This window comes from Candidatus Diapherotrites archaeon, assembly GCA_040755695.1.
Lineage (GTDB): Archaea > Iainarchaeota > Iainarchaeia > Iainarchaeales > 1-14-0-10-31-34 > JBFMAK01.
The window spans coordinates 1-2,130 of sequence record JBFMAK010000015.1 but is presented as its reverse complement, the minus strand read 5'-3'; the positions used below and the strand labels follow the sequence as shown (position 1 = coordinate 2,130).

Genomic DNA, 2,130 nt, shown 5'->3' with positions numbered 1-2,130 from the left:
TCAAGGATTTATAAGCCCTAATTAATTGGACTGTTGGGGGAGTTTGTTCGTATCTTGATGGATATTTTTACTAGGTTATTTACACCAACCCCGATTTTTGTCTAATTAAATATGGCGGAATAAATCCGATCCATTTTTTATTGCACTAAATATTCCATAAAAAATACGTACAACGTCTTTCCTCTTGCCTCTTTTTCCCCTTTTTACCGCCATATTTTATTTGACCATTTGTGGTTTTTCTGGTATTCTCTTCTTCATTCTTCCCATCCAAAAGGAGAAAATCCATGATTCATTTTCAAGACCAAACCTCTTTTTTGCAAGGTCCCGCCGGAACTCTCGAATTTCCTGTTGAAGATGAAATCACCCTCAAATTCGCCATGCTCTATGAAGGCGAATGCGAAGGATTGGGAGCGACCGCCGCCGCCCAAAAATTCGGATACTCCAAACAGCGCTATTTTCAATTGCTCCACCTTTTCCGCGAACAAGGCGCCGCCGCTTTATTGAGCCAAAAGCGGGGGCCGCGCACGCATTACCGGCGCACGGAATCCGTTGTTCGCCAAGTCATTCGTCATCGCTTTTTGGATCCGGACGCTTCGGCGGCGGTGATCGCCCAGAAATTGCATCAAACCGGCGCGACCATCAGCCTCCGCAGCGTCGAACGCATTCTCGCCGAATACGGGCTGCAAAAAAAAACTCCATGCGTTTCAACCGGAAGCGATTTCCGTTGAAATTCAACGGACGCGCGCCCGGCGCGGCCAAGTCCCTTGCGATCCCCCAGCCCTGGAACGCCACGTGCGGCAACTCCTGGCCGATAAGGTTTCCGATACCCATGTCGGGCTCTGGCTGTTGGTTCCGGAGCACCTGCGGCTGGGAACCTGGGATATCCTGGCCGGATGGACGCGCCAAGCCCCCGAGACCGTGCATCCTCGCCTGGCGCTCCAGTTGGTTCACGAGGCGGCCTTATGCGCCACGGGGCTTCGCGAGTCGCGCAATCTGACCCATCGGGGCTTCGCGCTGCTGAACGGCTTGCCGTTTCTGGCCAGCGATCAAGCCGTGCACGACCTGCTCCATGCGCATACGGTGGAGCAGGCTCAGCAGGTTCAAATCCTGTTGGGACGCCTTCGCCGAGCCAGCGGCCATTTTCCGGGGCGCGCCTTGGCGATCGATCCGCATCACCTGGAAAGTCATACCCAACGCCATGTTCGTCAGCATCGTCATGCGCCCGCGGACGCCTCCGTCAAAACCTTGCAAACCTTCTTCTGTCTGGACATCGATACCTGCCAACCCGTCGCCATGACCATCGGTTCCTCTTCCAAAACCGCCGCCCAAGGCGCGTTCGATCTCCTTGCTCTCGTCATGGCGATCTTTCCCTCTCCTTCCCACCCCATTTTTCTTCTGGCTGATAAAGAACATTTCTCCATCGAACTCTTCCGGTTCGTGAAGGAACGCACGCCTTTTATCCTCATCACCCCCATTCCCGACCGACGCGCCTTCCAACGGGATATGCGCCGCCTTCCCCCCGAGGCCTTTACCGCGCGGTGGGCCGGACTCGCCACCGCCAAACTCCCGTTTCATTTCGCCAAAGCGCCGGATATACCGTTGACTCAGATCGTGCAGCGCTGCGGGGAAAAACCGAGCGAATATCAATTCCACGGCTTTCTCTCCACCCAGGATTGCGATGAACTGCAATTGCTCGTCGAAGACTATCCGGATCGCTGGCATATCGAAGAGTTCTTCAACGCCCATCAAGCCCTCGGATGGAAACGGGCCGGAACCTATAATCTGCACATTCGCTACGGGCAGATGACCTGCGCCCTCCTGGCTCAGACCGTCATTCATCAATTTCGCCAACGCTTGGGGACTCCCGTGGCTTCCTGGGATGCTCCCCATCTCGCCCGCAGCCTTTTTACCGGCCTGGAAGGCGATGTACGAGTGGTTGGCGATACTCTTCTGGTTACCTATTACAACGCCCCTCTCTCCGATTCGCTTCGCCATCACTATGAACATCTCCCCTCCCGCCTCGCCCAAGAAAACGTCGATCCCCGCATCCCATGGCTTTACAACTTCAAACTTGACTTTCGCTTTCGCTAACCGTAGAGTCAAATTTTCTCCCCCTTATAAATCCTTGAA

At 54.4% G+C, this 2,130-nt stretch carries 2 protein-coding genes; both read left to right on the top strand.

Annotation, left to right across the window (positions count from 1 at the left end):
* Nucleotides 1-284 precede the first annotated feature (284 nt).
* The gene (locus AB1467_07385; GenBank protein ID MEW6296077.1) at nt 285-728 is read left to right on the top strand and encodes a helix-turn-helix domain containing protein; all 444 of its coding nucleotides are present in this window, start codon (nt 285-287) and stop codon (nt 726-728) included.
* A gap of 64 nt (nt 729-792) precedes the next feature.
* Entirely contained in the window at nt 793-2,091 is a 1,299-nt protein-coding gene (locus AB1467_07380) for a transposase (protein ID MEW6296076.1), read from the top strand.
* Nucleotides 2,092-2,130: the final 39 nt, after the last annotated feature.